This window comes from Streptomyces hygroscopicus subsp. hygroscopicus (assembly GCF_030269125.1).
Lineage (GTDB): Bacteria > Actinomycetota > Actinomycetes > Streptomycetales > Streptomycetaceae > Streptomyces > Streptomyces hygroscopicus_C.
Genome location: NZ_BSSM01000023.1, coordinates 63,840 through 86,836, shown reverse-complemented (window position 1 = coordinate 86,836; position 22,997 = coordinate 63,840). Strand labels below are relative to the sequence as shown.

Annotated in this window: 20 protein-coding genes; 9 read left to right on the top strand and 11 right to left on the bottom strand. The window is 73.4% G+C overall.

The window, feature by feature from the left end; translation table 11 throughout:
* Nucleotides 1-238 precede the first annotated feature (238 nt).
* From QSK45_RS34950 to miaA, 5 genes are all read right to left on the bottom strand, one after another.
* Nucleotides 239-1,789: a M1 family metallopeptidase gene (locus QSK45_RS34950; protein WP_285562946.1), complete on the bottom strand. Its 1,551-nt coding sequence runs from the start codon at nucleotides 1,787-1,789 to the stop codon at nucleotides 239-241.
* A gap of 212 nt (nucleotides 1,790-2,001) precedes the next feature.
* Complete coding sequence (locus QSK45_RS34945; protein WP_285562945.1) at nucleotides 2,002-4,206, bottom strand: RelA/SpoT family protein; 2,205 nt, start codon at nucleotides 4,204-4,206, stop codon at nucleotides 2,002-2,004.
* A 283-nt stretch (nucleotides 4,207-4,489) separates the two neighbouring features.
* On the bottom strand, nucleotides 4,490-5,359 hold the full coding sequence (dapF, locus tag QSK45_RS34940; protein WP_285562944.1) for a diaminopimelate epimerase: 870 nt from the start codon (nucleotides 5,357-5,359) through the stop codon (nucleotides 4,490-4,492).
* A gap of 123 nt (nucleotides 5,360-5,482) precedes the next feature.
* Nucleotides 5,483-6,079: a hypothetical protein gene (locus QSK45_RS34935; protein ID WP_285562969.1), complete on the bottom strand. Its 597-nt coding sequence runs from the start codon at nucleotides 6,077-6,079 to the stop codon at nucleotides 5,483-5,485.
* Nucleotides 6,080-6,187: 108 nt separating this feature from the next.
* Nucleotides 6,188-7,126 carry a tRNA (adenosine(37)-N6)-dimethylallyltransferase MiaA gene (gene miaA / locus QSK45_RS34930; RefSeq protein ID WP_285562943.1) on the bottom strand — a complete coding sequence of 313 codons (939 nt, stop codon included), beginning with the start codon at nucleotides 7,124-7,126 and terminating at the stop codon, nucleotides 6,188-6,190.
* 275 nt (nucleotides 7,127-7,401) lie between these two features.
* On the opposite strand from miaA, the gene QSK45_RS34925 reads away from it, so the two are divergent.
* A complete protein-coding gene (locus QSK45_RS34925; RefSeq protein ID WP_285562942.1) occupies nucleotides 7,402-7,686 on the top strand; it encodes an antitoxin in 285 nt (94 codons plus the stop codon).
* A gap of 64 nt (nucleotides 7,687-7,750) precedes the next feature.
* On the opposite strand, the gene QSK45_RS34920 is transcribed toward QSK45_RS34925, so the two are convergent.
* Nucleotides 7,751-8,464: a class III extradiol dioxygenase subunit B-like domain-containing protein gene (locus tag QSK45_RS34920; protein ID WP_285562941.1), complete on the bottom strand. Its 714-nt coding sequence runs from the start codon at nucleotides 8,462-8,464 to the stop codon at nucleotides 7,751-7,753.
* 131 nt (nucleotides 8,465-8,595) lie between these two features.
* Nucleotides 8,596-10,119 carry a tRNA (N6-isopentenyl adenosine(37)-C2)-methylthiotransferase MiaB gene (gene miaB / locus QSK45_RS34915; protein ID WP_285562940.1) on the bottom strand — a complete coding sequence of 508 codons (1,524 nt, stop codon included), beginning with the start codon at nucleotides 10,117-10,119 and terminating at the stop codon, nucleotides 8,596-8,598.
* A 614-nt stretch (nucleotides 10,120-10,733) separates the two neighbouring features.
* On the opposite strand from miaB, the gene QSK45_RS34910 reads away from it, so the two are divergent.
* The 8 genes from QSK45_RS34910 to QSK45_RS34875 all read left to right on the top strand — a co-directional run bounded on the left by QSK45_RS34910 (nucleotide 10,734) and on the right by QSK45_RS34875 (nucleotide 19,207).
* Complete coding sequence (locus tag QSK45_RS34910; RefSeq protein ID WP_285562939.1) at nucleotides 10,734-15,107, top strand: non-ribosomal peptide synthetase; 4,374 nt, start codon at nucleotides 10,734-10,736, stop codon at nucleotides 15,105-15,107.
* Nucleotides 15,108-15,112: 5 nt separating this feature from the next.
* Entirely contained in the window at nucleotides 15,113-15,382 is a 270-nt protein-coding gene (locus QSK45_RS34905; RefSeq protein WP_285562938.1) for an acyl carrier protein, read from the top strand.
* A 5-nt stretch (nucleotides 15,383-15,387) separates the two neighbouring features.
* Nucleotides 15,388-16,140 (top strand): thioesterase II family protein, encoded by a 753-nt coding sequence (locus tag QSK45_RS34900; protein WP_285562937.1) that lies wholly within the window; start codon nucleotides 15,388-15,390, stop codon nucleotides 16,138-16,140.
* The gene (locus QSK45_RS34895; protein WP_285562936.1) at nucleotides 16,134-16,760 is read left to right on the top strand and encodes a LysE family translocator; all 627 of its coding nucleotides are present in this window, start codon (nucleotides 16,134-16,136) and stop codon (nucleotides 16,758-16,760) included. Before QSK45_RS34900 ends, QSK45_RS34895 begins: the two co-directional genes overlap by 7 nt.
* A 114-nt stretch (nucleotides 16,761-16,874) precedes the next feature.
* Nucleotides 16,875-17,234, top strand: a complete 360-nt coding sequence (locus tag QSK45_RS34890; RefSeq protein WP_285562935.1) for a DUF6204 family protein — start codon at nucleotides 16,875-16,877, stop codon at nucleotides 17,232-17,234.
* Nucleotides 17,235-17,309: 75 nt separating this feature from the next.
* Nucleotides 17,310-17,750: a MarR family winged helix-turn-helix transcriptional regulator gene (locus tag QSK45_RS34885; RefSeq protein WP_285562933.1), complete on the top strand. Its 441-nt coding sequence runs from the start codon at nucleotides 17,310-17,312 to the stop codon at nucleotides 17,748-17,750.
* A 121-nt stretch (nucleotides 17,751-17,871) separates the two neighbouring features.
* Nucleotides 17,872-18,459: a TetR/AcrR family transcriptional regulator gene (locus QSK45_RS34880; RefSeq protein WP_285562932.1), complete on the top strand. Its 588-nt coding sequence runs from the start codon at nucleotides 17,872-17,874 to the stop codon at nucleotides 18,457-18,459.
* 76 nt (nucleotides 18,460-18,535) lie between these two features.
* Nucleotides 18,536-19,207 (top strand): enoyl-CoA hydratase-related protein, encoded by a 672-nt coding sequence (locus QSK45_RS34875; RefSeq protein ID WP_285562931.1) that lies wholly within the window; start codon nucleotides 18,536-18,538, stop codon nucleotides 19,205-19,207.
* A 319-nt stretch (nucleotides 19,208-19,526) separates the two neighbouring features.
* Here QSK45_RS34875 and QSK45_RS34870 read toward each other — a convergent pair whose 3' ends face one another.
* The 4 genes from QSK45_RS34870 to QSK45_RS34855 form a co-directional block, all read right to left on the bottom strand.
* Nucleotides 19,527-20,780, bottom strand: coding sequence for an MDR family MFS transporter (locus tag QSK45_RS34870; protein ID WP_285562930.1), 1,254 nt, complete (start codon nucleotides 20,778-20,780; stop codon nucleotides 19,527-19,529).
* On the bottom strand, nucleotides 20,777-21,892 hold the full coding sequence (locus QSK45_RS34865; protein WP_285562929.1) for a PLP-dependent cysteine synthase family protein: 1,116 nt from the start codon (nucleotides 21,890-21,892) through the stop codon (nucleotides 20,777-20,779). The genes QSK45_RS34870 and QSK45_RS34865 overlap by 4 nt, the downstream gene beginning before the upstream one ends.
* A gap of 114 nt (nucleotides 21,893-22,006) precedes the next feature.
* Nucleotides 22,007-22,429, bottom strand: a complete 423-nt coding sequence (locus QSK45_RS34860) for a hypothetical protein (protein ID WP_285562928.1) — start codon at nucleotides 22,427-22,429, stop codon at nucleotides 22,007-22,009.
* A gap of 163 nt (nucleotides 22,430-22,592) precedes the next feature.
* Nucleotides 22,593-22,949 (bottom strand): ArsR/SmtB family transcription factor, encoded by a 357-nt coding sequence (locus tag QSK45_RS34855; protein WP_285562927.1) that lies wholly within the window; start codon nucleotides 22,947-22,949, stop codon nucleotides 22,593-22,595.
* Between the last annotated feature and the right edge of the window lie 48 nt (nucleotides 22,950-22,997).

Here is a 22,997-nt window from a genome sequence, read left to right as displayed (position 1 = left end):
TACGTCGATGGGTGTGCCGTGACGGCGTCGGTACGGCGGCCCGGCGAGGCCGCTCGTGAGGGTCAACGCCCGGGTACCCCGGGAGATTCCCGTGTCCCGCGCGGCGCCGACCCCACGATGGTCGCACGAGGGGGCGCGTCCCGTCACCGTGTTATCACGGGGCCCGGAACGGTGGTCGTCGCGGGCCGGGGCGGCGCCGGGACCTCGGAGCCCCGGCGTCCGGGCGCCGCCCGCCGCCTCATCCGCGGGCCGGCCGCTTGGCCGCCTTCCCCTCCTTCCGGGGCGGGTCCGCCGGCTTCCAGTCCGGGTGCCCCGGCATCGGCGGGGTCTTCACGTCGTACAGCCAGGCGTGCAGGAAGCCGCCGAGGTCACGACCGGCGACCTGGGAGGCCAGGCTGATGAAGTCGCCGGTGGAGGCGTTGGCGTCGCGGTGGTCGCGGACCCAGATCCGCTCCAGGCGCTCGAAGGCCGGGCGGCCGATCTCCTGCCGCAGGGCGTAGAGGGCGAGGGCCGCGCCGTCGTAGACGCTGGGCCGGAAGATGCTGATCTTCTGGCCGGGCTCGGGCTCCTTGGGCCGGGCGGGCGGACCGCCGGAGGCGCGCCAGCCGTCGGAGGCGCCGTAGGCGGCCTTCATCCGGTCGATCATGGGCTGGTGGCCCCTCTCCTCCGCGTACAGGGCCTCGTACCAGGTCGCGTGTCCCTCGTTCAGCCATACGTCGGACCAGGAGCCGGGGCTGACGCTGTCGCCGAACCACTGGTGGGCCAGCTCGTGCACCATGACCGACTCGACGTACCACGTGGGGTAGGCGGGATCGGTGAACAGCTGCTTCTCGAAGAGCGAGAGGGTCTGCGTCTCCAGCTCGAAACCCGTGGTGGCGTTCGCCATGAGCACGCCGTACGTCTCGAACGGGTACCGGCCGACCTTGCCCTCCATCCAGGCGATCTGGTCGGGCGTCCTGGCGAGCCAGGGTTCGAGGGTCCTGCGGTCGGCGCTGGGCACCACGTCGCGCAGGGGCAGTCCGTGGGGGCCCACGCGGCGCGGCACGGCGGAGCGGCCGATGGACACCTGGGCCAGCTCGGTGGCCATGGGGTGCTGGGTGCGGTAGGTCCAGGTGGTGTTGCCGCCGACCCGCTCGGAGCCGGTGGGCAGGCCGTTGGCGACCACGGTGTAGGCGTTCGGGGCGGTGACCCGGAAGGTGAACATCGCCTTGTCGGACGGGTGGTCGTTGCACGGGAAGACCAGATGGGCGGCGTCGGCCTGGTTCGCCATGACGAGGCCGTCGGTGGTGGGCACCCAGCCGCCGTCGCCCTTGTGGTCCTCGCCGGGCCTCGGGTCGCTGGTGTGCCGCACGGTGATCCGGATCCAGTCGCCCCGGCGCAGCGGCCGGACGGGGGTGACGACCAGGTCCTCCCCGGCGCCGGCGAAGTCCGCGGGCACGCCGTCGACCTCGACAGAGCGGACGGTTCCGTGCGCGAAGTCCAGGTTGAGGCGGTCCAGGTCGGCGGTGGCCCAGGCGTCGATGGTGGTGACGGCCTCGAGCGGCTTGTCGTCGGCACCCGGGTAGGTCAGGTCCAGGTCGTACGACGCGACGTCGTAGCCGGGGTTGCCGAGCGTCGGGTAGAGCCGGTCACCGACGCCGAGCGGCACGGGCGGGGCGGCGGCGCCGAGCAGGCACAGGGAGCAGAGGGAGGCGGCGGAGGCGAGGAGGACGGCCTTGCCGCGGCGGCGGGCCGCCCGGCGCCGGGGGGTGGAACCCGGGGTGACTCGGTAGCGGGGGTTGAGCAGCATGGACCACCGCTACCAGCGCCCGCGCGCCCCGCGGCGGCGACGCGCGCCCGACCCACCCGAACGGGTCGCCCGCCACGGGGTTCGCAGGGCGCCGCCCGCTCAGAGGCGCGACTCGCGTCGTACACACGCTCCATACCGCTCCGGCCCCGACACGGCCCCGCGGCGACGCGTCCCGTCCCTGCCGCGCGCGGGAGCGTGGCCCGGCCAGGGGTTCAGGGGGCCGGGGCCTGGTGTCGGGCGCGGCTCACGTCGTAGACGCCCGGTACGTCCCGCATGGCGCGCATGAGGGCCGGCAGGTCCGCGGCGTCGGGAAGCTGGAGGGTGTAGGTGTGGCGCACCCGCTGCTCGCTCGGCGGCTCCACCGTGGCGGAGACGATGTCGCCGCCCGCGAGGGCGATCGCCTCGGTGAGATCGGCGAGCAGACCACGGCGGCCGAACGATTCGGCGACCAGGGTGACCCGGCACGCGGTGGTGTCCCCCCAGTGCACCCCGATCTCGGCACGCCCCCTGCTCTTCATGTGCGCCACCGCCGCGCACTCCAGGCGGTGCACGGTCACCACTCCCCCGCGCACCGGGAAGCCGGTGATCTCGTCGGGCGGCACGGGCGTACAGCATCCGGCGAGGCGTACGGCGGCGCCGGGGCGGTCGGTGCGGACGTCGGTGCCCTGGGTGCGTCCCGCGGGGCCGGCCGCGAAGGCGCGCCGTTCGGGGAAGTCGGCGTCGGCGCGATAGCCGGCCGGTTCCTCGGCCGGGGTGCCCCCGCCGGGGTGCGTGGCCAGCCAGCGCTGGATGGCGATGCGGGCGGCGGGGGTGTGGGCGTGCTCCAGCCACTCGCGGGAGGGCTCGGAGGCGGGGTCCTGGCCCATGAGGAGTTCGACGGTGTCGCCGTCCTTCAGGACCGTGCTCAGCGTGGCCAGGCGGCCGTTCACGCGGGCCCCGAGGCAGGCGTGCGCGTCCTCGCCGTACTGCCCGTACGCGGCGTCCACGCAGGTGGCGCCCTCGGGCAGGCCCAGGGTGCCGCCGTCGGGGCGGAAGACGGTGATCTCGCGGTCCTGGGCGAGGTCCTCGCGCAGGGTGGACCAGAAGGTGTCGGGGTCGGGCGCGGCCTGCTGCCACTCCAGGAGCCGGGACAGCCAGCCGGGGCGCGTGGGGTCGGCGCGCTCGCCGTCGGCGGGGTCGTCGGCACCGGAGGCGTCGGCGGCGTAGGGATTCCCCAGCGCGATGACGCCGGCCTCGGCGACCTTGTGCATCTGGTGGGTGCGGATGAGGACTTCGACGATCTGTCCGTCCGCGGGGGTCCCCCCGGGCGAGCCGGTTCGGGTCCGGGGGAGGGCGACGGCGGTGTGCAGCGACTGGTACAGGTTGAACTTCGGTACGGCGATGAAGTCCTTGAACTCCGAGACCACCGGCGTCATACAGGTGTGCAACTCGCCCAGTACGCCGTAGCAGTCGGCGTCCTCGCCCACCAGCACCAGGAGCCGGCCGAAGTCGGTGCCCCGCAACCGTCCGCGTTTACGGGCCACTCGGTGCACGGAGACGAAGTGGCGTGGCCGGATGAGGACTTCGGCGGACAGGCCGGCCTCGCGCAGCACCGCGCGCATCTCCTCGGCGACCACGGCGAGCGGGTCCTCGGGGCGCGCGGCGTTCTCCGCGATGAGTTCCCTGGTGTGCTCGTACTCCTCGGGGTGGAGGATGGCGAAGACCAGGTCCTCCAGTTCGGTCTTCAGTGCCTGCACGCCGAGGCGTTCGGCCAGCGGGATCAGGACGTCCCGCGTGACTCCCGCGATCCGCGCCTGTTTCTCGGGGCGCATCACGCCGAGGGTGCGCATGTTGTGCAGCCGGTCGGCGAGTTTGATCGACATCACCCGCACGTCGCTGCCGGTGGCCACCAGCATCTTGCGGAAGGTCTCGGGCTCGGCGGCGGCCCCGTAGTCGACCTTCTCCAGCTTGGTGACGCCGTCGACCAGGTAGCGGACCTCCTCGCCGAACTGCTCGCGCACCTGGTCCAGCGTCACCTCGGTGTCCTCGACGGTGTCGTGCAGCAGCGAGGCCGTCAGTGTCGTGGTCTCGGCGCCGAGTTCCGCGAGGATGAGGGTCACGGCGAGCGGGTGGGTGATGTACGGCTCGCCGCTCTTGCGCGTCTGGCCGCGGTGCGAGGACTCGGCCAGGACGTAGGCGCGGCGCAGGGGTTCCAGGTCGGCGTCGGGATGGTGGGCGCGGTGTGCCTCCACCACGTGGCCGATCGCGTCGGGCAGTCTGTCCCGGGCGGTGGACCCGAGCAGCGCGGCCCGGCCGAGCCGGCGCAGGTCGATCCTGGGCCGGGACTTCCGGCGCACCGTCGCGGGCGCCCCGGCGGCCGTCGCCGCCGTGGGCACCACCGGGACCGGGGTCGGGGGGTTCGTGGCCTCCGCACTCATGGGCACCTCCGGCTCGTGGACCGGCGGACGGAGCCCCAGGGCATGCGCGGCTCAGGGATGCCGACGCTCCCCCGTCCGTGCCGGTGCTTGATGCTATCGAGCCCACCACGTGCGACCGACCGCCTCTCGCCGAGCGTGAAACGGATCACCCATTCGAGCGACGAAAAGGAGGTTTAAGTTTTGCGCCACCTGCCCTGGGGTCGCCCGTGGATTCGATCGGGCCCGGGGCTGGGGAACCGCTGCTCCGGGTGCCCGGAGCCGCCCCGTAGACGGTTTCGACAGGTCAGCGAAGCGCGTTTTCCAGCCACTCGCCGTCGATCTCGCCCTCGGCGACGATCACCGCGGGTCCGGTCATCTCGATCTGGCCGTCCGGCCGTTCGGTGATGACGAGGCGCCCGCCGGGCACGTCCACGGTGTACGTCGCGGGGGTGCCGGTGACGGCCGGGTCCGCGCCGTCGCGGCGCGCGGTGGCCACCGCGACGGCGCAGGCACCGGTGCCGCAGGAGCGGGTCTCGCCGGAGCCGCGCTCGTGCACGCGCATCGCGACATGGCGGGGGCCGCGGTCCACGACGAACTCGACGTTGACCCCCTCCGGGTAGGCGCTCTCGGGGCTGACCGGCGGCGGGTCGCACAGGTCGCCGGCGTGCGCGAGGTCGGCCACGAAGGCGATCGCGTGCGGGTTGCCCATGTTGACGTTGCGCGCGGGCCAGCTGCGCTCGCCGACGCGCACCGTGACGTCCCCTTCGGGGAGGCGTGCGCTGCCCATGCCGACGGTCACGTCCCCGTCCTTGGCGATGTGGACGCTCTTCACGCCGCCGCGGGTGGCGATCGCGAGGTCGCCCTCGGCGGCATGGCCGGCGTGCTGGAGGTAGCGGGCGAAGACCCGGACGCCGTTGCCGCACATCTCCGCGATCGAGCCGTCGCTGTTGCGGTAGTCCATGAACCACTCGGCCTCGTCGGCCATCCGCCGCGCCTCGGGGTGCGCGGCGGAACGCACCACGTGCAGCACGCCGTCGCCGCCGATGCCGGCCCGGCGGTCGCACAGGGCGGCCACGGCGGCCGGGGACAGCTCGATGGCGTTGTCGGGGTCCGGGACGATCACGAAGTCGTTCTCGGTGCCGTGACCCTTGAGGAAGGCGATCCGCGTGCTCATTCCTCGATCGTACGGGGTGGGTACGGCAGAGGTTCCACGACGGCTTCCGCGGGCCCCAGGGGCGGTGCCGCGTCCGCTCGGGCGCCCGGCCGGGGCCGACGGCCGGCCGTCAGCCGTCAGCCGTCAGCGCAGCCTGGCCACGCGCCAGACGGCGAGGACGGCCACCACGGCGACCAGCAGCACATAGCCGAGGACGACGCGCCAGTCCGGACGGCGGCCGGAGCCGCGCGGGGGCAGGCCCGGCCAGGTGTAGCCCACCCGGCGGGCGGCCATCATGCCCCAGCCCGCCGCGCAGCAGCAGAGAAGCAGGCCGAGCATGGCGATGACCGCGCCGCTGTCGCCGTCGAAGGCGAGCGGGAAGGCGAACATCAGGGAGCCGAGGGCGGACAGGCCCACGATGGGCGCGAGCTGCCAGATGCGCAGTCGGCGCTGCGGCCGCAGCTCGACCTCGACCTCGGGGCCGCCGGAGTACATCTCCTCCGGCGCCGGGCCGTCGGCGGTCACGCCGTCCGTGGTCTCGTCGGGCCCGTCGTCGGTGAGACGGTCCTCGGCCTCGGTGTCGGCCTCGGCCAGGGAGTGCTCACCGTCGGCGAGCGGGTACTCGCTTCCGGCCGAGCGGTGCTCGCCCTCGGTCCGAAGGTCCTCGTCCCGGTCCGGTCGGTCACCCTCGGTGGTGACGTGCTCGGCACCCGGTGCGGTGTCGCGAGGGCCGGCCTCCATCGCCACGCGCCCTCCCAACTAGGACTCCACTTGGTCGATCGAAGCTCGATGATGGCACGGCACCGAAGGCGCCGATGACCGGCGGCGCATCCCGATGCCATCACGTGATCAGGCTGTAACCGGTCGTTCGACCAACGTCAGGGCCTGCTGCGGAAGTTCCCCGCGGTCCGCCTCGGCGCCGCTCAGCCAGTGCACACGGGGGTCGCGGCGGAACCAGGAATCCTGCCGGCGCGCGAAGCGCTTGGTGGCGCGCACGGTCTCGGCGCGCGCCTCCGCTTCGGTGCACTCACCGGCGAGCACCGCGAGCACCTGCTGGTATCCCAGCGCGCGCGAGGCCGTGCGCCCCTCGCGCAACCCCCGCGCCTCCAGCGCGCGCACCTCGTCCACGAGGCCGGCCTCCCACATCCGGTCGACACGCCGGGTGATCCGGTCGTCCAGCTCCGGCCGGGCCACGTCGACGCCGATCTGGACGGTGTCGTAGACCGAGTCGTGACCGGGGAGGTTGGCGGTGAAGGGCTGGCCGGTGATCTCGATCACCTCCAGGGCGCGCACGATGCGGCGGCCGTTGCTGGGCAGGATGGCGCGGCCGGCCTCCGGGTCGGCGGCGGCCAGGCGGGCGTGCAGGGCGCCGGAGCCGCGCAGCACCAGCTCCTCCTCCAGGCGGGCGCGGACCGCGGGGTCGGTGCCGGGGAACTCCAGGTTGTCGACGGCGCCGCGGACGTACAGCCCGGAGCCGCCGACGAGGACGGGCCAGCGGCCCTCGGCGAGCAGCGCGTCGATGCGGGCGCGGGCCAGCTTCTGGTACTCGGCGACCGAGGCGGTGACCGTGACGTCCCAGACGTCCAGCAGATGGTGCGGCACGCCGCCGCGCTCCTCGGGCGTCAGCTTGGCGGTGCCGATGTCCATCCCGCGGTAGAGCTGCATCGAGTCGGCGTTGACGACCTCGCCGCCGAGCTGCTGGGCCAGGAAGACGCCGAGATCGGACTTTCCGGCCGCGGTGGGGCCGACGACGGCGATGACGCGGGGGGCGGGGGGTGCGCTGCTCACCGCACCAGTCTCGCAAACCTCGCGGCGGGGTCTCCAACGAGCCGCGCGACGAAGGGGTCCGACGGTTCGTCGCCCGAGGTGAGGTGCCGTGCGCGGACCGTACGGGGCGGTGACCCCGGCGGCGCGACCGTACGCACCGGGTGACGCGCGAAAGCGTCCGCGCGAGTACCGTATGGAGTGGATAAGGGCGTGTTCACTCGATTTGTGGACCGACGTCCCGTCGGCAGCCCGCCGAGGGTGTCCACGAGTGATCGCTCCGCGAGGGAAGGTGGATCATGGGTCTGTTGGACAACATGAAGGCCAAGCTCGGCCCGGCCAGGGACAAGGTGTCCGACCTCGCGCGCCAGCACGGCGACAAGGTGCACCACGGCCTCGACAAGGCCGCCAAGGCCGTCGACGACCGCACCAAGCACAAGTACAGCGACAAGATCCACGCCGGCACGGGAAAGGCGAAGGAGGCCATGGACCGGCTGGCCCACAGGGACGAGCACCCGGAGGGCACACCGGGCGCGCGGCCCAATCCCCCCACGCCGCCGCAGGGGCCGCCGCCGGCTTCCTGAGGCGAACGGCCGACGCGGGCACACCGGGAACGGCTCGGTGCGCCCGCGACCGGCGCGGCCCCTGCTAGGCCCACGTCGCGACCACGTACCCCACCCCGTACGGCGCGTCCTCGTACAGCAGGGAGCCGCCGAGGTCCGCCCCCTCGGCGGCTCCCGCCAGGATCTGCCACGGGGCGCGGCCGGATGCCTTCAGGGTGCGGGCGAGGACGGGGTCAAGGGCGCGGACGGCCGGGAGGTCCGCCGCGGCGAGGGCCCGGGTGACCGCCGTGTCGAAGGGGGCCGCGCGCTCGTCCAGGTAGCCCGGGGCCTTGACCGTGCGGCAGGCGCTGGCGTCGCCCATCACCAGGAGGGCGACACGAGCGGCGCGGGCGCCGATTCCCCGGCCGGTCTCGGCGCACTGTTCCGGCGTGAGCGTGTCCTCCGCGCCGAGGCCCTCGACGGGAGCGGCCGTCCAGCCGGTGCGTTCCAGCAGCCAGGCGCCGACGGCCAGGGAGGACGGCAGCCCGCGCCCCCCGACCGCGGCCTCGGCCGGTCCGAGGCGCACGTCCCCGGCGACGCCGAAGCCGCGGAACGAGCCCCGGGCGCCCTGCGGGAACGTTCCGCCTTCGCCCGGACCGGCGGGGCCGACGACCACCAGCAGGTCGGGGCGGGCGCCCGCGAGCACGCCGAGCGCGTCCGCGCAGGCCGCGCGCGCGGTGTCCATCTCGGGTGCGGCACCCGCGGCGACCTCGGTCACGAGCAGCGGCGGGCAGGGGCAGACGGCGGCGGCGACAAGCATGATCGGCAGGGTAACCCGGCACCGGAGCGCGCGGGAGCCCGGCCGGGGCGCGGACCCCGGCCGGGCTCAGGGGCTCAGTACCGCTTCACGGCCCGACCCGCCGCGCCGGGGCGGCGAGCCGTACGCACCCGTCAGTCGCAGCCGCACCCGCTCGCCGCCGGCAGCGGCTCGGGGACGCCGATCCTCGGCAGGCCCAGCATCACGCCGGCCGGCTTCGCGGCCTCCTCGGCGGTGCGCTTCTCCCACGCGTCACCGGCGCGCGTGCGGCGCACGGCGAGGACCGGGCCCTCGGCGAGGAGGTGGTGCGGGGCGGCGTACGTCACCTCGACCGTGACCACGTCACCGGGCCGCACCTCCTGCTCAGGCTTGGTGAAGTGGACCAGCCGGTTGTCGGGGGCGCGCCCGGACAGCCGGTGCGTGGCGCCGTCCTTGCGGCCCTCGCCCTCCGCGACCATCAGCTCCAGCGTGCGGCCGACCTGCTTCTTGTTCTCCTCCCAGGAGATCTCCTCCTGGAGGGCGACGAGCCGCTCGTACCGCGCCTGGACGACCTCCTTGGGGATCTGGTCCGCCATGGTCGCGGCCGGGGTCCCGGGGCGCTTGGAGTACTGGAAGGTGAAGGCCTGCGCGAACCGCGCCTCGCGCACCACGTGCAGCGTCTGCTCGAAGTCCTCCTCGGTCTCGCCCGGGAAGCCCACGATGATGTCGGTGGTGATCGCCGCGTGCGGAATCGCGGCACGGACCTTCTCGATGATCCCGAGGTACCGCTCCTGACGGTACGAACGGCGCATCGCCTTCAGGACCGTGTCCGAGCCGGACTGGAGCGGCATGTGCAGCTGCGGCATCACGTTCGGCGTCTCGGCCATCGCCGCGATGACGTCGTCGGTGAAGTCGCGCGGGTGCGGCGAGGTGAAGCGGACCCGCTCCAGGCCCTCGATGGTCCCGCAGGCACGCAGCAGCTTGCTGAATGCCTCGCGGTCGCCGATGTCGGAGCCGTACGCGTTGACGTTCTGGCCGAGCAGCGTGATCTCGCAGACGCCCTCGGCGACCAGCGCCTCGACCTCGGCGAGGATGTCGCCGGGCCTGCGGTCCTTCTCCTTGCCGCGCAGCGCCGGGACGATGCAGAAGGTGCAGGTGTTGTTGCAGCCGACGGAGATCGACACCCAGGCCGCGTACGCGCTCTCGCGCCGCGTCGGCAGGGTGGAGGGGAACGCCTCCAGCGACTCGGCGATCTCGACCTGCGCCTCCTCCTGGACGCGGGCGCGCTCCAGCAGGACCGGCAGCTTGCCGATGTTGTGCGTGCCGAAGACGACGTCCACCCAGGGCGCCTTCTGCACGATGGTGTCGCGGTCCTTCTGCGCGAGGCAGCCGCCGACCGCGATCTGCATGCCGGGGCGGGACGCCTTCCTCGGCGCGAGCCGGCCGAGGTTGCCGTACAGCCGGTTGTCGGCGTTCTCCCGCACCGCGCACGTGTTGAAGACGACGACGTCCGCGTCGCCGTCGGCGTCCTCCGGCGCCCGCACGTACCCGGCCTCTTCCAGCAGCCCGGCCAATCGCTCGGAATCGTGGACGTTCATCTGGCACCCATAGGTGCGGATCTCGTAGCTCTTGGGTGCGGGCACGTCCACTGCGGGGCTCCGGTCGCTGCTGCTGGTCATGGCTCAAGGGTAGGCGGTCCCGGGAACCGGTTCACCGCCCCGCTTCGGGGGGTCCTCTTCCGGCCATCGGGCGGGCAAAGAACGCTCCAGGAGACACGGCGGCCCCTCCGGTCCCGTCCGGAAAGCGGAATGCACCCGCGCCGGGATGCGCCCACCGGGCCCCGATTTCCGGAATCGCCAGCGGGACAGGAATGCCCGGTTTGGGGCAGCCACGGGTTCTCGCCAATGACATATTCGACCGCTTGACCGCCTTCGGCGGGCGCTGCTTGGCTTCACCGGGCTTACCTGGCCAGACCCGTTATCCAGGGAGTTTTGTGAGTACGCGGGGAAATTCACGAACCTCTGCCGGCCCGCGCCACCAGGAGTTCTACCTGTCTCCGGGCCGCGCCGCGGAAGAATATGCCGCCGAGCGCATGGACGATGAATCGCCGACGGCCTGAGTGACGTATCCGGCACATGTTCGGCATTCCGCCGCCCTCGCCCCGCACTCGGATTCCGTCTTCTTCCGGCCCGGAGTGCACGCGCACCCCACCCGCACCTTCGCGCACCGTCCCACCGGCACAACTCGTCTGTGACCTCTAGGGAGAGGGAGCTCCATGAAGGTCCGCAATTCCATGAACGTTCCCGGAGAGGAACGGTTCGAGCCGTTCCCGCTGACCGAGATCCAGTACGCGTACTGGGTCGGCCGGGGCCCCAACTTCGTCCTGGGGAACGTGGCCCCGCACGCGTACTTCGAACTGGAGGGCCGCCGCCTCGACCCCGAGGTGCTGTCCGCGGCCTGGCGCCGGCTGGTGGCACGGCACGACATGCTGCGCGCGGTCGTCGGCCCCGACGGGCGCCAGCAGGTGCTCCGGACCGTGCCCCGCTTCGAGGTCCGATGTACCGACCTGCGCTCCGCCTCGGACGAGGACAGGGAGCGCGCGCTGCTCGACACCCGGGAGGAGATGTCGCACCGGGTGTACACGGCGTCCGACTGGCCGCTGTTCGACCTGCGGCTGAGCCGGCTGCCCGGCCACGACCGCCTGCACGTCAGCGTCGACCTGCTGATGGTCGACCTGGCCAGCCTCACCCTGCTGTTCAGCGAGTGGAGCGCGCTGTGCCAGGACCCCGGCCTCGAACTGCCGCCGGTGGACGTCACCTTCCGCGACTACGCGCTGGAACTGCAGCGTGGCTCCCAGGCGCCCCGCTACCAGAAGGCGCTCGCCTACTGGACGTCCCGGGCCGCCACCCTCGCCCCGCCGCCCGAACTCCCCCTGGCCAAGTCGCCGGTGAGCGTGCACCGGCCGCGCTTCACCCATCGCGAGTTCCATCTGCCCGAGGACAAGTGGCGGTCGCTGCAAGGACGTTGCGAGGACCGGGGGCTGACCCCGACCGCCGTACTGGCGGCCCTGTTCTCGGAAGTCCTCGCCGTCTGGGGCGGCTCCCGCCGCTTCACCCTCAATCTCACCCTGTTCAACCGGCTGCCGCTGCTGCTCGCCGAGACGGAGAACGGCGGGCGCACGGTCCATCCCCACCTGCGGCGCATGGTCGGCGACTTCACCTCCATCTGCCTGCTGGAGACGGACGCCTCGACGGGCCGTACGCTCGCCGAGCGGGTCGAGGCCACCCAGGCGCAGTTGCAGCACGATCTGCGGTACCGGCAGGTCAGCGCGCTGGAGGCGCTGCGCGAACGCCGTCGCCTCGGCCTGCAGAGCGGGTTCGAGACGATGCCCGTGGTCTTCACCAGCGGCCTCGGCACCGCCGCGGACGTCTCCGGGCCGCTGAGCTACTTCGGCGACATCACCTACCGGGTGAGCCAGACCCCGCAGGTCTGGCTGGACCACCAGGTGGTGGACCTCACCGGCTCGCTCGACCTGACCTGGGACTGCGTGGAGGAGCTGTTCCCCGAGGGCCTGCTGGACGACATGTTCGCCGCCTACACCTCGCTGGTCGCCCGGCTCGCCGACGACGACGCGCTGTGGGCCGAGGAGATCACCGTCGAACTGCCCGGACACCAGCTCGCCGGCCGCGAACGCGCCAACGACACCAGCGGCGAGCGCCCCTCGGGCCTGCTGCACGAGCCGTTCCTCGACCGGGCGGCCGAGCACCCGGAGCGGCCCGCCGTCCTCACCGGGTCCGGCGCCCTGACCTACGGGGAACTCGCCGCGCGGGCGCGGGCGGTGGCCGAGGAGGTGGCCGCACTGGGCACGGACGGCCTGCGCGACCGCCTGGTGGGCATCGGCCTGTCCAAGGGCGCCGACCAGATCGCCGCCGCGTACGGCGTGCTGCTGGCCGGCGGCGCCTACCTGCCCGTGAGCCCGGCGCTGCCCGAGCGGCGCCGGGCCCGGCTGCTGCACGACGGCCGGGCGCTCGCGGTCCTCACCGACGCCGCGACGGACGCGCTGGGCTGGCCCGAGGGCCTTCCGCGCCCGCGCGTCGACGAGGCGCGGCCCGAGGCGGCGGAGGGCCGCCGGCTGCCGGTACCCGCCGAGCCCGGCGACCTGGCGTACGTCCTCTACACCTCCGGCTCCACCGGCAGCCCCAAGGGCGTGATGATCGAGCACCACGCCGCCCTCAACACCGTCGCGGACATCAACGAGCGGTTCGCCGTCGGCCCCGAGGACCGCGTCTTCGGCCTCGCCGACCTCGGTTTCGACCTGTCGGTGTACGACACCTTCGGCGCGCTCGCCACCGGGGCGGCCCTGGTCCTGCCCGACCCGGAGCTGCGCTCCGAGCCGGCCCACTGGTCCAAGCTGATGAGCGAGCACGGCGTGACCGTGTGGAACTCCGTCCCGGCGCAGATGCAGATGCTCGTGGAGCACCTGGAGGTGGGCGGCGAACTCCCGGACCGGCTGCGGCTGGTCCTGCTCAGCGGCGACTGGATACCCGTCGACCTGCCCGACCGGATCCACGGCCTGTGGCCCGAGGCGCGGGTCGTCTCGCTGGGCGGCGCGACCGAGGCCTCGATCTGGTCGATCCACCATGTCGTCGACGAGGTGGAGCCGGGCGCGAAGACCATCCCGTACGGCGTTCCGCTGCGCAACCAGACCTTCCATGTGCTGGACGCCCGCATGGACCCGTGCCCCGTGTGGACGCCGGGCGAGCTGTACATCGGCGGCGTGGGCCTGGCCCGCGGCTACTGGGCCGACGAGGAGCGCACCGCGGCGTCCTTCGTGGCGCACCCGCGCACCGGGGAACGCCTGTACCGCACGGGCGACTTCGGGCGTTACCGGACCGACGGCACGATCGAGTTCCTGGGCCGCCGGGACGGCCAGGTGAAGATCAACGGGCACCGGGTGGAACTCGGTGAGATCGAGGCGACGCTCACCGCGCATCCGGGGGTGGACAGCGCGGTCGTGGTGAAGTCCTCCGACCAGGACGGCGCGGCCCGTCTGCTGGGATATGTCGTCCCCACCCACGACGACACGCTGTTCGTGACCGAGCGGGCGGACGAGGCGCTGCGCGAGACGCAGTGGCAGGCCCTCGCCGGCACGGCCGGGCGGCCCGCCCAGGGCCCGTCCCCGAAGGAGCTGCGCACCGTCTGGGACGCGCTGAACGAGGTGTACGTCACCGCCACCGCGAGCGCCTTCCGCGCCTTCGGCCTGCCCCGTCTGCCGGGCGAGCCCTTCGACCCGGCGGCCCTGCGCGGCGTCGGGGTGGCCCCCCGCTACGAACGCTGGCTGGCCCGTGCCGTGGCCGCCCTGGAGGAGGCGGGGTATCTGCGGCGCACCGGCGGCGGCCTGGTCGTGGACCGTGAACTGCCCGACGGCCTGCCGGAGTCGCTCGGCGCGCGGGCCCGCGACGCCCTCGGCGGGCTGCTGGGGGTTCCCGAGGACGTCACCGACTGGATGCTCGGCCTCGCCGGGAACCTGTCGGGCGTGCTGACCCAGAGCGTCCACTCCGCCGAGCTGTACGCCTCCGACCGCACCCCCGGCGTCTACGCCCGCCTCTTCGGGCCGACGTACGCCGCCGCGACCGCCGCCGTACGGGCGATGGCCGAAAGCCGGCCCGCCGACCGGCCGTTGAACGTGCTGGAGGTCGGCGCGGGTTACGGCTCGCTCACCCGGCACCTGCTGCCGCTGCTGCCCGCCGACCGCACCGAGTACCTCTTCACCGACGTCTCCCGCTACTTCCTCGACCGCGCGGAGACCGAGTTCGCCGCGTACCCCTTCCTCCGCTGCGACTTGTTCGACCTGGACCGGCCGCCGGCCGCGCAGGGTCTCGGCGGCCGGTCGGCGGACCTCGTCATCGCCGCCAGCGTGCTGCACGACATGCGGCAGGTGCGCCGCACTCTGGCCGCCCTGCGCTCGGTGCTCGCCCCCGGCGGAGTCCTGCTGCTCGTCGAACAGACCACCTTCCACCCGTGGTTCGACCTGGTCATGGGCTTGCAGCAGGGCTACGACAACTTCGAGGACACCGAGCTGCGCCAGGCGCACTGCCTGCTCGACCGCGCCCAGTGGCAGCAGGAGCTGACCGCCGCCGGGTTCACGCGGTCGGCGCTGCTGACCACCACGGGCGGCCCCGCGTCGGTCGGCTTCGACGTGCTCGTCGCCCAGGGGCCGTCCGTGCAGCGCCGGTTCGCCCCCGAGGAGCTGCGCGCCTTCGCCGCCGAACGGCTCGCGCGGCACATGGTGCCGGCCCAGCTGTTCGCGCTGGACGAGCTGCCGCTGAGCCCCACGGGCAAGGTGGACCGCGCCGCGCTCGCCCAGGCGGGCCGGCGCGGCAGCGTGCGCGGCAGGGCCGCCCGGCCGCCGCACACCGACCGCCAGCGCAAGCTCGTCGACATCTGGAAGGAGGTGCTCGGCCTGAGCCAGATCGACCTGGCCGACGACTTCCTGGAGCTGGGCGGCGACTCCCTGCTCGCCGCGCGCCTGGCGGCGCAGCTCCAGTCGGCGTTCGGCGTGCCCGTCCCGGTCCGCACCGTCCTGGAGTACACCACGGTCGAGGCGCTCGACGGACACCTGGAGCAGCTTCTCGGCCCGTCCGAGCCCATCACCGAGGAGAGGTGAGCACCGTGACCACCACGGCTTCCCCGCACACCCCGCAGTCCGCCGTCGACTGGCTGGTCGGCTTCATCGCCGAACTGCTCGACGTGGCACCGGACCGGATCGACCCGGCGACCGAACTGGGCCTGCTCGGCGTCGATTCGGCCACCACCCTGGTCATCTGCGCCAAGGCCCGCGACGAACTGGGCGTACCGCTCCGCCCCAAGGAGGTCTTCGACCACTTCACGGTCGACGCCCTCGCCGCGCATCTGGCCGCACGACGCCCGGCGGGAGTGTGAGTTCCGTGCCCGACTGGTTGCTCAGCGGGGCACCGCGCGCCGCCGCCTGCGACCTGTACTGCTTTCCGCACGGGGGTGGTACGGCCGCCGAATATCTGCGCTGGGCCCGTGATCTGCGCACGGCGCGGGTGCACGCGGTCCAGCTGCCGGGGCGCGTGCCGCGGCTGACCGAGGCCGTGCCCGGGTCGATGCGGGAGCTGGTCGAGGCGTTCGTCGCCGAAGCACCCCTCCCGGCGGGCCGGTTCGTCTTCTTCGGCCACAGCCTGGGCGCGCTGTTCGCGTACGAGGTGACGCGCGCCCTGGCCGCCGCCAGCCGGCCGCTGCCGGCCCGGCTGGTCGTCTCGGGCTTCCGGGCGCCCCATCTGCCCTATCCCGGGGGGCAGTTGCACCGGCTGCCCGACGACGAGCTGCTCGATGCCGTCGCCCGGCTGCACGGCGGGCTGCCGGACGAGGTGCTGGCCTCGGCCGAACTGCGCGAGTTGGCCGCCGGCGCGCTGCGCGCGGACTACCGGGTCCTGGAGACGTACGCCTGGCAGGCGGGGCAACCGCTGCCGGTGCCGCTCACCGTGTTCGGCGGCGAGGACGACCGGATCACGGCGGACGAACTCGCGGCCTGGGACGAGCACACCTCGGCCGGGACGGACGTGCGCCGCTTTCCCGGCGGGCACTTCTATCTGCGTGAACGGCCGGTGCCCGTCCAGCGGGCGCTGGCCGCGGTCCTCGCCACGGTCCGCGCGGAGCGGAGCACACCGTGCTGACCTTCGCCGCGGCCTGTCTGGTCCTCATCGTGATCCCGGGACCCGACCAGGCCCTGATGACCCGCAACGCGCTGGCCGAGGGGCGCAGGGCCGGGCTGCTGACCATGCTCGGCGGGGTGCTCGGCCTCAGCGTCCACGTCTCCGCGGCCTCGCTCGGCATCTCGGCCCTGCTGCTCGCCTCCGCCACCGCCTTCACCGTACTGAAGGTGGTGGGGGCGACGTACCTGGTGTGGATGGGCGTCGCGACCCTGCGCGGTGCCCGGCAGACCCTGCGGGAGGGCGTGCCGGACGACGAGGCCGCGGGCGGTGCGACACCCCGGGCGGGCCGGGGCCGCCGGATGCTGCGCCAGGGGTTCCTGTCCAACGCGCTCAACCCGAAGGTGGCCCTGTTCTTCGTCACCTTCCTCCCGCAGTTCCTGCCGGCCCGGGGCAGCGTGCTGCCCCGGGCGCTGCTGTTGTCCCTGGTGTTCGCGATCCTGTACCTGCTCTGGTTCACGCTGTACGTGACCAGCGTGGACCGGCTCGGCCGGATACTGCGCCGGCCGCGGGTGCGGGCCCGCATCGAGCAGGTCACGGGGCTGCTGCTGATAGGTTTCGCGGCCCGGCTGGCCTTCCAGTAGCCACGGTCCGGCGGGGAGCGACGTGTGCGCCGTGCCCGGTGCGGGCGCCGCTCCCGCCGGACCGCCGCGAAAAGCCGGTGGTGCGCCGCGCCCCGACGCGCCTATGGTCGCCGGATGAGCAACCGAACCTTCCGCATCACCGTGCGCGGTGTCTTCGACGGCCTCACCGACGACCAGCGGGCCGCGCTGCTGGCCGACGCCGCCGACCATGACGTGCTGCGCGCCGCCTTCACCCGCGAGGGCAGCCTGACCTACGACATCGCCGCCCGGTCGGCCTTCGTCTTCCGCTTCTCGGACACCGGGGAGGAAGAGGAGGACATCCTGGAGGCGACCGAGCGCGCCGAGGCGGCGGCCCGCGCATGGCTGACCGGGCGCGGCTACGGCTTCAGGAACCTCCGCTCCTCCGCCGAGGACCTGTCCCAGGCTCCCCTGAGCAAGCGCCAGCGCCGGGCGGCACGGGCGGCCGACGCGTAGCGCCTTCGCGGGAATCCGGGCCATAAACTTGACTACTCAAGGAACTCGCAAGGAGATACCGGATGGACGCACGCCATGAGTGACGCCCTGGACGCGGCCCTGCGCCTCGTGCGGGCCCAGGCGACTCTCACGCGACGGTTCGACGCCCGGCTCGGCGGGCTGCACGGGGTGAGCCTCGCCGACTTCACCCTGCTGCTCCGGCTGGGGCAGGCACCCGGCGGCCGGATGCGCCGGGTCGACCTCGCCGAGGCACTGGGCCTGACGGCCTCCGGGGTCACCCGGGCGCTGGCCCCCCTGGAGCGGATCGGCCTGGTGACCCGGGAACCGGACGCCCGGGACGCGCGTGTGGCCTACGCCTCGCTGACCGGGACGGGCCGGGAGCGGCTGAAGGAGATGCTGGCCACGGCCGAGGAGACGGCGGACGGACTCTTCGCCGCCCCGGTCTGGGGTGAGGGGGAGGTCCCCCTGCTCGTGGAGCTGCTGACCCGGCTGGGCGGCACGGGTCCCCGCGCCTGAGGCGACATGGCCGTACGGCGAGGCGGCCCCCCTCTTGCATGTTCTATGCCATACACCTTAAGTTACCGGCGAGTAGAACATCGGGGCCGCCTCGCGCCCCCAGGCGGGGAGGAGGTGGCGGGTGCGTCCGCGCACGAGCGACAGCCGTGACCGGACGGTGCTCAGCGCCGCCGCCCTGCTGCGCGAGTACGGGGCGAGCGGCACGAGCGTCGACAAGGTGCTCGCGCACAGCGGTGCCCCGCGCGGCTCGGTGTACCACCACTTCCCCGGCGGGCGGGCGCAGCTCGTCGACGAGGCGGTGGCACTCGCCGGGGACTTCGTCGCGGGGCTGATCGACCCGGCCGCGCGGGCGGGCGATCCGGTCGCGGCCGTCGACGCGTTCTTCGCCCTGTGGCGCGACCAGTTGGCGGGCAGCGACCTCAGGGCCGGCTGCCCGATCGCGGCGGTGGCCGTGGAGACCACCGACGACGCGCCCCAGCTGGCCCGGTCCGCGGCCGCCGTCTTCGGGCGCTGGCAGGAGGCGCTCGCCGCCCTGCTCGTCCGGCACGGCCTGACCGAGGAGCGCGGCCGCAGGCTGGGCGCCTTCGTCATCGCCGCGGTCGAAGGCGCGGTGATCATGTGCCGTGCCGAGCGGAGCACCGCCCCGCTGGAGGCGGCCGCCGCCGAGATCCACGAGCTGCTCGTCCACGCCCTGAACCCCGGGACGTGACCGCGGAGCCGGCCGCCCCACGCCCCCGGAACCACCACGCCTCAGCAGTACCCCCGTTCGGCCAGAAGGAGTCGTCATGCCCTCGCTCGACCGTCAGGACAACGTCTTCGTCCTCGACCTCGGAGACGGAGAGAACCGCTTCCACCCCGACTGGCTCACCGCCGTCGACGCCGCGCTGACAGAGGTGGAGAAGGCGGAGGGGCCGCGCGCCCTGGTCACCACGGCCACGGGCAAGTTCTGGTCCAACGGGCTCGACCTGGACTGGCTGTTCGCCCACGCCGGGGAGCACCTGGAGTACGTCGTCTCCGTGCACGGGCTGTTCGCACGGACGCTGTCGCTGCCCCTCGTCACCGTGGCCGCGCTCCAGGGGCACACCTTCGCCGCCGGCGCGATGTTCTCCCTCGCCCACGACCTGCGGGTCATGCGCGCCGACCGCGGCTTCTGGTGCCTGCCCGAGGCGGACATCGACATCCCCTTCACGCCCGGCATGTCCGCCCTCGTCCAGTCCCGGCTCGCGCCCCGGACCGCCCACGAGGCCATGGTCACCGCCCGCCGCTACGGCGGGCTGGACGCCGCGGCCGCCGGCATCGTCGACCATGCGGTCGCCGAGGAGGACGTACTCGCCACGGCCGTCGAGACCGCCCGGTCGCAGGCGGCCAAGGCCGGCGACACCCTCGGCACCATCAAGGCCCGCATGTACGCCCCGGTCCTCGCCGCCCTGCGCGACACCGTCGCCCCCCTGGGCTGACCCCCGGCCCGCGCTCCCGGGTCACCCCGCCCGGGGCGCCCGTGCCGAGACTGCGACGGCGGCGGCCTGTTCGGCGGGCTGGCGCACGTCGCGGAACCTATCGCGAGGGGCATTGCGCGAAAGCTGTTCTGCGAGGGGTTGTGAGAACGAGGATCAGGGGCAAACCGGACACGGTCCGGCGGAGGTCTGTGGTCTCTCGGAACTACTCGTCCATGAGAGAGGCGATCGGTGCCGCACGGGCTGCCACGCCGTGTGCGGGAGGCTTCAGACGCTCATGCCGGGGCCGGGGCCGCACAGGCCCGGCCCCGGCATGATGGCGTCACCCCGGAACGGAAACCGGCCTCGGCGCCAGGTATCCGGTCTGGTGCAGTCGCGCCACCAGCCCCGCGCACGCCAGCCCGGTGGCGGCCAGCACGGCCCACGGCAGCCAGCGCACTCCGGTGTCGAACAGCGCGCCGACGGCCAGGTTGCCCAGGGAGACGGCGATGCCGGAGGCGGTGTTGTAGGCGCCGTAGTAGGTCGCGACGAGCCTGTCGCCGGAAAGGCGTACGACGGTGTCCATCTCGAACGGGTAGAGCAGCGCCCCGCCCCAGGCCAGCAGGGCGGCGCACAGGACGAGCGCAAGGACGCTCGCCGTGCGACCGAGGGTTCCCGGGTACGGGCCGGGGAGCAGTGGCACGAACGCGGCCCCCATGACCACGAGGCCGTAGGCGATGGCCTGTGGTCCGGCCAGGGTCCGTCTCGCCCATGTGGTCAGTTTCAGCTGGCCGGACAGCGCGGCCAGCGCGGAGATGGCGAAGACCGCGCCGGTGACCAGTCCGGTCTGGTCACCGAAGAGGTCACGGGCTCTGAGCGGCAGGGCGAGGTAGACCTGGAAGGCCAGGACGTAGGAGCCGGTCATCGCCGCGGTGAAGAGTACGAAGGGCCGGTTGGCGGCGATGGTGCGCCAGTCGGCGGCGACCGCCCGCCAGGCCGGTTCGGTGCTCCGGCCGGCCGGGGGTCGTGCGGGCAGGGCGCGGGCCTGGAGCACGGCCAGGGCTGCGAAGATGGTCGCCGCGACCGTACAGACGGCACGGAAGTCCCAGGCCAGCAGGGTGAGGCCGGCGAGCGGGCCGATGAGGATGCCGGCCTGGTAGAAGACGTTGAAGGTGGCGAAGGCTTCCACGCGCCGCTCTTCGCCGGCGTCGTCGGCGAGGTAGGCGCGGACGGCCGGATTGAACAGGGCCCCGGCCAGTCCCGTCAGTGCCGAGGCGCCGAGCAGGGCGGGCAGGGATGCGGCCGACGCCAGCAGCCCGAAGGCGGCCGTGCGCAGCACGCAGCCGGTCAGGATCATGGGCTTGTAGCCGTAGCGGTCGGCGAGGGTTCCGCCGATGAGGAACATGCCCTGCTGGGAGAGGTTGCGGACGCCGAGGACCAGGCCCACCGCCCAGGCCGCGAGCCCGAGACCGTGGGCGAGATGGTCGGCCAGGTAGGGCATGAGCATGTAGAAACCGAGGTTGATGGCGAACTGGTTGGCCATCAGCAGCCGCGCCGGCCGGTCGAAGGAGGCCACCTGGGCCCGCAGGCCCCTCATCGCAGGCCCGTCTTCGCGAGATCGCGGCCCAGCGGGTCACGGACCTGGCTGCACCGGGTCCAGCTGGTGACCACGCATTCGTCCGGCTCGGCGATCTCGTCGGGTTCGTCCGGTGGCGTGGTGCGCAGGACCTCGTGCTCGCGGCACCAGGCGTCGTTGTAGACGGTGTCCAGGTAGCGGTGCGGGCCGTCGGGGAAGATCGCGGCGATCCGGGTGCCGGCGGGGAACGTACCCGCCGCCCATCCGGCGACCAGTGCGACCGCGCCGACGCTCCAGCCGCCGGAGGTGCCGTGGCGCCGGGCCAGTTGGCGGCAGGCCCATACCGCCTCGGCCGGTCCGACCCAGTGGACCTCGGTGAAAGCGCCGTAGTCGACGTTCTCGGGGTGGATGCTGGAGCCCAGCCCCCGCATGAGCCGGGAGGCGGCGGGCTGCCCGAAGATCGTCGAGCCGACCGCGTCCACCCCGATCAGCGTCAGCCCGGGAAGCGACTCGCGCAGTCCGGCCGCCACACCGGCCGAGTGGCCGCCCGTGCCCACGGCCGCCACCAGGACGTCGATGCGGCCGAGCTGGGCGAGGAGTTCGGCGGCGAGCGGCCGGTAGGCAGCCCTGTTGTCGGGGTTGTGGTACTGGTCCGGGCAGTAGGCGCCCGGCGCACGCGTCAGCCGTTCGGCCACGCGCTCGCGGCGGGCCTCCTGCCAGCCTCCCTCCGGATGCGGGGCGGTGACCTGGTCGACCTGTGCGCCCAGGGCGGTGAGGAGACGGACCATGGAGGGTTCCATGCCCGGGTCGGTGACGACGGTGACCGGGTGGCCGTAGGTCAGCCCGGCCAGGGCGAGCCCCAGGCCCAGGGTGCCGCTGGAGGATTCGACGATCGGCGCGCCCGGCGCGAGGTCACCGCGCCTGCGCGCTTCGGCGACCATGTGGAGGCCGGGCCGGTCCTTGATGCCGCCCGGGTTGGCGCCTTCCAGCTTGGCGTAGAAGCCCCGGCCGGGCGGGGCGAAGGGTTCGTCGATCCACAGGACGGGTGTGTTGCCCACGAGTTGGGCGGGCCTGCGGGCGATCACGGGCAGCGGGGCGTGCGCCCCGAGGGGTTCGAGCAGAGAGAGGTGCATGTGCGTACGGCTCCTTCGCACCCCCGCGTCGGTGCGTGGGGTGCGTGGTGACGGGTCATGGGCGCGCGGGCACGCCCCGGGCCGGTCGCCGGCCGGGGGGACGTGCGGGTGCGCCTACTGACGCCGGACGCAGTGCAGCGTGAGGGTGGACGGGCCGTCCGGGGCGCGGGCGATGCCGTTCGGGCATCGGATGGCGGGCCCGGCAGGACAGGGAGCAGCGGCTGGGACCAGTGCGGATGCGTCGTGCTCGGGCTTGCCGACCGCGTCGTCGGCAGCGGCCCGGGGTCGGTCCACCGCGTGATCGGTGTGACCGTCCATCTCGTGCTCATGCCCGGGGGGTGGTCCGGGGCCGTCCTGGCTGTCGTGCGCACTGATCTCAAAGCGGTCAGCGAGGCCGCCCACGTGCGGACCCGTGAAGGCGGAGCTGTGCACCGTGCCCGCCAGATGCGCGGTGATAAGTACGACGAGGCCGAGCAGCAGCCCGACGCGCACCGGAAGAAACCTGCGCACCGCCGCACGGCCTCGCCACCCAGTCACCTACGCAAAGTATTCCTTCGGGCACGCTGTGTCATATCGGGACGGGTCGTGCACCCGCCGTCAGACCGAACGGTCTCGCCCGCACGACGGTGGCACCGGGCCGGGGCGCCGCACGGCATGCGCGCGCACGCGTCCCGGGTGCGTGCCGCCCTCACGAGCCGCGTCAATCATGGGGCGGCAGGTGCCCGATCTGGTGATCGGCGACGCTCAGCGCCTCGTCGACCAGACGGCGCAGATGCCCGTGGCGCAGGCCGTAGACGACCCGCCGCCCCTCCTTGCGCGTGGTGACGAGCCCGGCGAGGCGCAGCCGGGCCAGATGCTGGCTGACCGAGGTCCGTGTCGCATCGGTCGCCCCGGTCAGGGTCGTGACGTCGGCCTCTCCCTCGCCCAGGCGCCGCAACAGGGCCAGACGGGTGCGGTCGGCGAGCAGGCCGAGCACCTCCACGGCCACCGCGAGGCGTTCGCCTTCGTCTGGCTGTTGCGAGGGGTGCGCACCTGATAGATGCATGCGTGCGTTCATACGCACATAATGAGGGGAGAGCAGTCCCGGAGTCCAACGCGACCCGGC